The following is an 8195-nucleotide window of genomic DNA, read 5'->3' on the forward strand; positions in this document are numbered from 1 at the left end:
TGGTGTCGGGAGATGCCGGTGAGCCGTGGATGGGCCAGGACCGCACGGTTGCCCTTGATCGTCACGGCGGGATCATGCCACAGCCGTTCATCCCTTGCCTCACCCGCTATCACGCACCAACTCGTTATCGGGGTTCCGGGTTGGAGAGTGCTGTCAGCAGCTTCACGAGCTGCGGGGCTTTGGCGGGGCGCACTGTGATGGCCTCGGTGACCAGGGAGATGGCGTGCTCACGAGCGGCCACATCGACTCCGTGCGCGGCGGCGCGGAGTTCCTCGAGGATCTGTTCATTCTCCTCGGTGGCTTCGGCGAAGGTGTGGAACAGCGCCAGGTAGAGAAGCATGGCCATCACGTCGTGGTGGGCTGCACCTGTGAGGACGGCAGTCGCGTGCAGATAGGCAGTGTCTCCCTCGCGCATTGCCGCCTCTGCCTGCTTCTGGACAAATTCTACGTCACGGACGAGCCTGTACGCCTCCTTAACTGAACGCGAGCGGGAGATCGTGAGGATTGCACTGTGGGTAAAGATCTCGACCGATTCTGCGGAGGGGCCTTTGTCCTGCGCGCGGAGGGCAGTCAAGGATTCTTGCCGCAGGAGGAGGTCAGCGTGGGCGGTCAGGTACTGCTCGGACTTCTCCCAGTCTGGGGCTCTGCGCCATTTCGTCAGGTGTTCGTCGAGAACGAGTGGGACGTAGGCGTTATCGATCCCGCTCTTTTGTGCCCTGTTTAGAATCTGAAGATGCAGAGCTGCTTGCGAAACAGTTGTTGCCAGTTCCCGTAGACACTCCCGGACAAGCGAAGCAAAAAGGGTTTCCTTGTGATGCTTAAGGTAGCGCTGCGAGTCGCTCCATGTGGGGGCGCCAAGCCAGTCGCGGACCGTTGCTTGTACCTCGTCAGTAATCTGCATCCAGAGAGGATCTTGATCGCCAAGCGCTTTTTCGGTTGCGGGACGGAGAGGGCCCCGAAGGAGATGACGCGCTTGCACAGAAGCGGATGTCTGTGTTTTCACTGAAGTGAGGGAGATAAGTTCTCCTATCCCTGTTTCCTCATCGCCATGGGTCAGGCAGAAACGGGCTTTGCTCAATCGGAGGAAGTGGCCCCATTGAGGAGTAACAGAGAACTGATCGATTGCTGAATCGTAGGAAGAGAGGGCTTCCTCGTAGGGTCCAACCTCCGCCAGCCAGTGGGCGAGGTTGTTGCGGGTGGTGAGGGTGTTGGGGTGGTCGGGGCCCAGGACGCGCAGGCGGTCGGTGAGCAGGTCGCGATAGGCGGTGGCGGCGCCTGCGGGGTCTCCGGCCTTCCCTTGCCAGTGGGCGAGGTTGTTGCGGGTGGTGAGGGTGTTGGGGTGGTCGGGGCCCAGGACGCGCACTATTTCGGTGAGCAGTTCGTGGTAGATGGTGGCGGCGCCTGCGGGGTCTCCGGCCTTCCCTTGCCAGTGGGCGAGGTTGTTGCGGGTGGTGAGGGTGTTGGGGTGGTCGGGGCCCAGGAGGCGCAGCATTTCGGTGAGCAGAGTGTTGAAGGCGGTGGCGGCGCCTGCGGGGTCTCCGGCCTCCCCTTGCCAGCGGGCAAGATTGCCTTGGGTGGTGAGGGTGTCGGGATGGTCGGGGCCCAGGACACGTAGGCGGTCGGTGAGCAGGTCGCGATAGGCGGTGGCGGCGCCTGCGGGATTTCCGGCCTCCCCTTGCCAGGAGGCGAGGTTGGCTCGGGTGGTGAGGGTGTCGGGATGGTCGGGGCCCAGGACACGTAGGCGGTCGGTGAGCAGTTCGTGGTAGGCGGTGGCGGCGCCTGCGGGATTTCCGGCCTCCCCTTGCCAGTGGGCGAGGTTGGCTCGGGTGGTGAGGGTGTCGGGATGGTCGGGGCCCAGGACGCGCAGCATTTCGGTGAGCAGAGTGTTGAAGGCGGTGGCGGCGCCTGCGGGGTCTCCGGCTCGGCCTTGCCAGTGGGCGAGGTTGGCTCGGGTGGTGAGGGTGTCGGGATGGTCGGGGCCCAGGACGCGCACTATTTCGGTGAGCAGTTCGTGGTAGGCGGTGGCGGCGCCTGCGGGGTCTCCGGCTCGGCCTTGCCAGTGGGCGAGGTTGGCTCGGGTGGTGAGGGTGTCGGGATGGTCGGGGCCCAGGACGCGTAGGCGGTCGGTGAGCAGTTCGTGGTAGGCGGTGGTGGCGCTTGCGGGGTCTCCGGCTCGGCCTTGCCAGTGGGCGAGGTTGGCTCGGGTGGTGAGGGTGTCGGGATGGTCGGGGCCCAAGTGGTGCTCGGTGGCGCGGACCATATTCTCCCAGTACTCCACCGCGTCCCTGGCTCTTCCGGCCTCCCCCAGACTCGAGCCTGCGCGGAACAGTAAGGGGTGACTGTTGGGCTGCCACATCCACCCCTCCACACTGCGTCCCGCGATCGTGCGGGAGCGTAGCGCTCGAGTGTGAGCGCGCAGGCGTTCTCCCAGTTCGGTATCGCGTTCCACCTCGGGCCAGGCATGAATGAGTGCGCCCGCGGTGGCGCGCACCCTGTCCCGGGTCGGGCGGGTAGTGGTGTGTTCGCGGGTGGCGCGTTGGACGAGTTGGTGCATGTTCACCGTGGACCAGGCCCTGGACGAGTTCCCAGTCAGGGTGATCAGGTTGAGGCGGTTGAGCAGGGCCAGCGCGTCGTGCACGTCTTGTTCGGGGACCGTGCGTTTGCACTCCTCGGTGCCGGGCGCTGCGGGCCCTGGCGACGGGGGCGGTAGGTTGCTGTCGTCGCGGGCGGTTTCGGTGCTGCTAACGGCTGTTGGGCATTCGCCGGCGGCTTCGGACGCGAGGTAGGCGCGTGTCGGGGGTGCGGTCAGCACCGCGAGGGGAATGGGGACGGCATCGAGCAAGCTGATCATCGCGGCCAGGGGGCGGGCGAGCCCCCGGGGGATCTGCTGGTTCGCGTGGTCGATGGAGAGGGCCCAGGTGGTGGCGATGGTGCGGGCATAGCCGGTGGCCTGGTGGGGGAACATCCGTTCCAGAGTCTGGGATTGGGTGGCGAACAGGTCGGTGTAGTCGGCGATGGTCATGCCGGGACGGTTGGCGATGTAGGCCACGGCCAGGCCCAGTGCCAGCGGCAGCCGTCCCAGGAGTTCGGCGAGGTCGGCCCGCTCCTCAGGTGCGTGGTCTGTCCTGGTCTTCGGGAGAGCTGCGGTGAGGAAACTGTCGGCTTCTTGGGGGGTGTACACGCCCAGGTCCAGCACGGCGTGGGTGAGTTCGGTGAGTTCGTGTCCGCTGTCGCGGGTGGTGATGAGCAGTCGCCCGTTGCCGGTGGAGGGCGGCCACAGGTCTTCCAGCGTGACGGGAGTACCGTCCGGATGGGGTGGTTGGAGCAGGACTAGATCGTCGAAGACGATCAGCCACCGTTTGTCGGTGGTGGCCAGCCAGTTCAGGAAGGCGTGCGCGGCCTCCTCGGGGGTGTCGAAGGCGCGTTGCAGAATGCTGGGGGCCTCACGGGCGTAGGCGTCGGTGATGTTGGTGCGGTTGGAGGCGTTGACCCACATCACCAGATCCGCGGCCAGGGTCTGATCCGGTCGGGACCCTGGGTCGTCTGCCTCGATGCCGGGATTGCTCCCCGTGCTCTGGTCGGGCTCTTCCCTCGGGGGGCGGTTGGTGCGTGTGCGGGAGTGGGCCAGGACCTGGTTGGCGTAGGCAGCGGCCAGTTGTGTTTTGCCCACGCCGCCCATGCCGGAGACCACGCTGCCCGCGTTGGTCCCGTGTGCGCTCTGGCGTAGGGCGACGGAGGGTTGCGTGGCCAGCGCGTAGTGCAGTTTCGCGGTGATGGTGCGCTGTTGGTAGTGGCGTGCGACCGCGGGGATTTGGCCCACGAGCAGCGGCCAGGTGGGCGGTGTCTGGAGGGGACGGACATGCGTGTTGACCTGCTGGCCGATAATCGTTGTGGCTTGGGTGTCCTGGAAGTCGTAGAGATTCCTGCTCTGGTAGTCGCTCACGTGTGGGGGTCTTGTCCGTGGTCGCTTTCGGGGGAAGAAAGGTTGTTCTGCTGGCCGATGATCGTTTGGCCTTGGGCTCCACGGAAGTCGAAGACATCTCCTTGACGGGTGGTGGCCCCTTCGTGCGCATTGCGCGTTTCACGTTCCGGTGTCGTCCTGCCTTCAGCGGCGCCGCTGTGGGCCGTACTGGTCGCGGGGCGGCTAGAGGGCGGCGTAGCCGGTGCAGGGGTTGGCCGGGGTGTGTTCGGAGATTTGGTTGCGGCCCATACCACGACGTTGACTGGGAGCCCGAGAGTGGCGGTGATCGCTGCAGCCCAGGCGGCAGCTTCCCATCCGTTGCGTGTGGTGGGGCCTCCACCAAACCAGAGCCCAGCCCCCAGCGCAGCCAGAACGGCGAGGGTGGTCAGTGCCACCCACATCCACCTTGTCTTGGTCATGCCACTGATTCTGGCTCGGGAACTCCTGCCGGGTAAGGGATTTCGGTGGAATCGGCCGTATGTGGCCTGCGGGCTCGTGCGATACGCGGGGTGGACAGCGCGTGTCAGGGCGGCTGCGGGGCGCTGGTAGGCGGATATGGCCCGGTGCCGCTGGAGCCAAGGGCAGGCAAAATGCTCCGCGAGGTGGCCCTCCACCTGTACTGGACCTTGCACTGCGGAGCACACGGGGAGCATTTCAGGCCCCGATCCAGACCCGGCGCCTCGCCTGTTCGACTCGCGCACCCCGTCTGAGCTGGGGTTTTGTGGCGCACCCGGCAGGATTCGAACCTGCGACCATCGGATTAGATGTCCGGCGCTTTCGTGTCTCTACGTGCCACAGGGTGACGTTTCGTCCCTATCCATCCGATCACCGCCATTGTTTCGTGTCAAGAGGTGTCGCCCCGTGTCGTGCCAGTCCGGAACTGTGGAGCACAAACGGAGCACACACCGCCCCTGGTGGCATTCGATGGCACCTCGCGAGGTCCTCGCAAGAACGCTGCTCCACTGGTGTGTCCTGCGTTTTTCGGAGTCGGATTTCTGGATTCTGGGACCACGTGACCTCAAGGAGGACATCGTGGGACGTCGTGGATACCCGGCCAGTGCGTTCATCGACGCCGACGATCCGGCAGACTTCGGCGCTGCTGTGGCCCTGCTGCATGAGCTGCAAGTATGCCGCTCGCTCACCGGTGAGCTTCCTGTGGCCCCGTGGTGTTCGGTCCTTGCGGATCTGAAAGTGCATGACACCCCTGGAGTCGGGGTGTTGCAACCACCACTAGAACCCAAGTTCCGGGAGGGCCCCGCTCGCCTGTGACCGCGTGCGCCGGGCCGTCCCGTCGTCCCCTTCCCGTGGGGAGGACTGCGAACCCTCCCCGCACGCCGCCCGGCCCGCGGCGCGGACCGGGCGGCGTGCGGCGGACGCGGTCAGGACAGGGTGATGCTGTCGAGCTCGGCGTATCCGGTGCCCCCCTCGAAACCGGGCGAGCCCTTGGCCAGGCGGATGACGTTGTACCCAGCGTCGAGGTCGACGGTCGCGCGGATGGTCCCGAACCGCGCCCATCCCGGCGTGGGCGGATATGAGACGGTGGACCAGGCCCCGCCGTTGTAGGCCAGACCGTGGGTCGAGGTCGCGCCGGTGCCGTTGGCGTACCGGACCGTCATCGTGTAGGAGCGGGCCTCGGGGACGTTCACGGTGAAGTCGACGAAGGAGTCCGACCGCATGTCGGTGTCCCCGTCGATCCCGCCGACGTAGAATCCGTTCGACGCCTGGTCCGAGGACCGTGTCTGGGCGTTGACGACCGTGGCGTTCTCGGCTTCGTAGACCTGCTGCCAGGGGGTGGTCGGACCACCCGCCGGGGTGATCAGGAGCTGGTAGGCGCCCTCGGCGTTCATCCCGTCCACCGGGACCGAGATCTGTCCGCCGGTGACGGGCAGGACCGTCTCCCGCACGACGGTGGGCGCGGCGACGTGGCTGTGACGTCCTGACCCGGGGGTGGACAGGAGCCGCACGTCGACAGACGGGCCGAACGAGTCCAGTCCGGTGACGTTCACCGCGTTGTCGCCCCAGTCGCCGCCGAAGACGACGTTGACAACCTGCCGGCTGGAGTCGTAGGAGGCCACGCCGTCCAACCAGCTGTCCGGTGTCGTCTCCACGATGTTCCCGGTCATCGCTCCATACCAGTGGTAGAGCCAGTACGATGCGGTCGGCCGGTTGTCCAAGGTGAACAGTCCGTCGAAGGTACCGGCCTCGAACCAGTAGGCTCGGTGGGCCTCGCGCGCGCCGTGGCGCTCGAACACACTCATCCAGTGCAGGGCCACGCTGGGGACGTCCATCTGGTTGAAGCTGTTGTACTCGTTGATGACGATCGGCCGGGGAGAGACGCCGAGGGACCTCTCGATGGCACGGTAGTCGGCGACGTGCTCCTCGAAGGCGTTCCAGTTCATGTCATCGAGCTCGTGCCACACGACCACGTCCGGCAGCGTGTCGGTGTCACGGGCATGGGTCATGAAGGCGAGCATGTCGTTGTGGACGTACCTCGACGGACTCGGACCGACGATCGGGGTGACCGGGTCCAGGGAACGCACGAGATCGTAGGTGCGGCTCCAGCCGTCGTGGAAGGAACCGGCGGCCGCGGTGTCCCACGTCCAGTCGGCTTCGTTCCACAGTTCCCAGCCGTGGATGTTGGTCACGTCCGTCGCGGCGAGGCGGTCGTTGACTATGGTCGTGACCTTCCGCTCCCAGTCGTCCCAGCCCCGCCACTCGTAGGGGAAGGTCGGATAGATGTCGGGCAGGCGGATGAACTGCTGGGCTCCGGACCTGGTGACGTTGTGTCCGACATCGAGCGCGTCGCAGCACGGTTCGGTCGCCCCGTTGCCCAGGTGTGTGGTGCCGGGTGGGGGCTGGGTGAAGCTCGTCGGGTTCAGCGGCAGCAGCATGTCGGTGGTGGGCTGGGAGTCGGAGGCGACTCCGTAGAGGCCGCCGGCGGCGACCTGCGTCGCCGGGCGTACGACCTGCCCGACATCGACGGTGAGGGTCAGGCCGGCGGCACTGACCGGAGCGGCGGGTCCCGCGACGACCACGCTGGCGGCGAGGACGAGGGCGCCGAGGCCTGACAGGCCTCGTTGGGTTGTGGTGCGGTGCATACGTCTCCCTCGGGGTTGTCGAACCGGTTCGACGCGTGGACCGATGGTGCCCCGTCATTGCGGCCAGGTGTCCGGCGCGTGAAGCCCGAGTCCGTGGAGTCAGAGTTAGCGCTCACAAAGAACGGGTCAACCCCGGGTCGGAGACTCTTTACCTGTTCGTGACCTTGCGAGGTGTGGACGGACAGCTCGCGTCGTCTCGGTCCGCGGGCGGCCGGGGCCCGGGGAGAGGCCAGCTCAGAAGGTGGGGCCCGTCATCCGTCACCGTATCGGGCCTCGCGGGCTGCGCCTCGCCTCCCCGGCGCGCGGGCGCCTCGGGCCGGTCGGACCCGGTCCGGGTTGGGGCGGCCTCCGCCGTGTTCTCCGCCTCCGTCCGGGCGGCGTCCGCCAGGACGCGCGGACCGGTGTGGACGTCTCGGGTTCGGAAGCTGTGTCCGTGCTGGTCAGGGGTGTTTCTGCGGCGGGGCGGGGTGGCGCGTGGGGCGCCTGCGCGGTCGAACCGGTCGTCCGCCCGCCGTTGGCTCCCCTCCCGCGAACAAAGGTCGCGAATGTGTAAAGAGTCACCCGGCCGGGGTTGACCCGTGCTTTGTGAACGCTAACGCTGTTCGCCACGCACGCATACTCCAGTTCCTGATCGCAGGGTCGTCCTGGAAGCGGAGGGGCCGACCGTGTGGCGAACCGGTTCGACAACCCTGACCTGGGGGCGCACCCCGCACTGGCGCGGGGAACGGCACGGGATCCACCGTAAACGACGAGTCAGGAGCGCAAGGATGTCTTCACCGGGATCGGGACACCCGCGCAGCGGCGCGGTCCCGGCGACGCCCGCCAGCGCGTCCCTCCAGGTCAGGGACAGGGTGCTCCGGGCGCCCGGCCGGACGTCCCGCCGCGCTCCCGGCACTCGGCGGGGCCGCCCTCACGGAAGCCCGACAGCGACCGCCCGGGACGGCCGCATCCTGACGACACCGCGTGGCCGGACCCCGGAAGGCGGAGTCCGGTCGCCCCCGACACGATCCCCTGGAGGAACGATGGTGACCATCGGCGACGTGGCCCGGCTGGCCGGGGTCTCCCGCAGCACCGCCTCCTACGCGCTGTCCGGGAAGCGCACCATCTCCCCGGAGGTGCGGCGGCAGGTGGACGAG

At 67.2% G+C, this 8195-nt stretch carries 3 protein-coding genes; 1 reads left to right on the forward strand and 2 read right to left on the reverse strand.

The genetic code is table 11. From position 1 onward, the window contains the following. Nucleotides 1-124: 124 nt before the first annotated feature. Entirely contained in the window at nt 125-3943 is a 3819-nt protein-coding gene (locus FYW95_RS27895; RefSeq protein ID WP_201295070.1) for a tetratricopeptide repeat protein, read from the reverse strand. A 1397-nt stretch (nt 3944-5340) separates the two neighbouring features. After that, nucleotides 5341-7059: a CBM35 domain-containing protein gene (locus FYW95_RS27270; RefSeq protein WP_159945673.1), complete on the reverse strand. Its 1719-nt coding sequence runs from the start codon at nt 7057-7059 to the stop codon at nt 5341-5343. Nucleotides 7060-8081: 1022 nt separating this feature from the next. Between FYW95_RS27270 and FYW95_RS27275 the strand changes: the two genes are divergently transcribed. Then, the coding region (locus FYW95_RS27275) for a LacI family DNA-binding transcriptional regulator (protein WP_159943650.1) at nt 8082-8195 on the forward strand (114 nt) is incomplete at its 3' end.

This window comes from Nocardiopsis sp. FR4, from assembly GCF_009830945.1.
Taxonomy (GTDB): Bacteria; Actinomycetota; Actinomycetes; order Streptosporangiales; family Streptosporangiaceae; genus Nocardiopsis.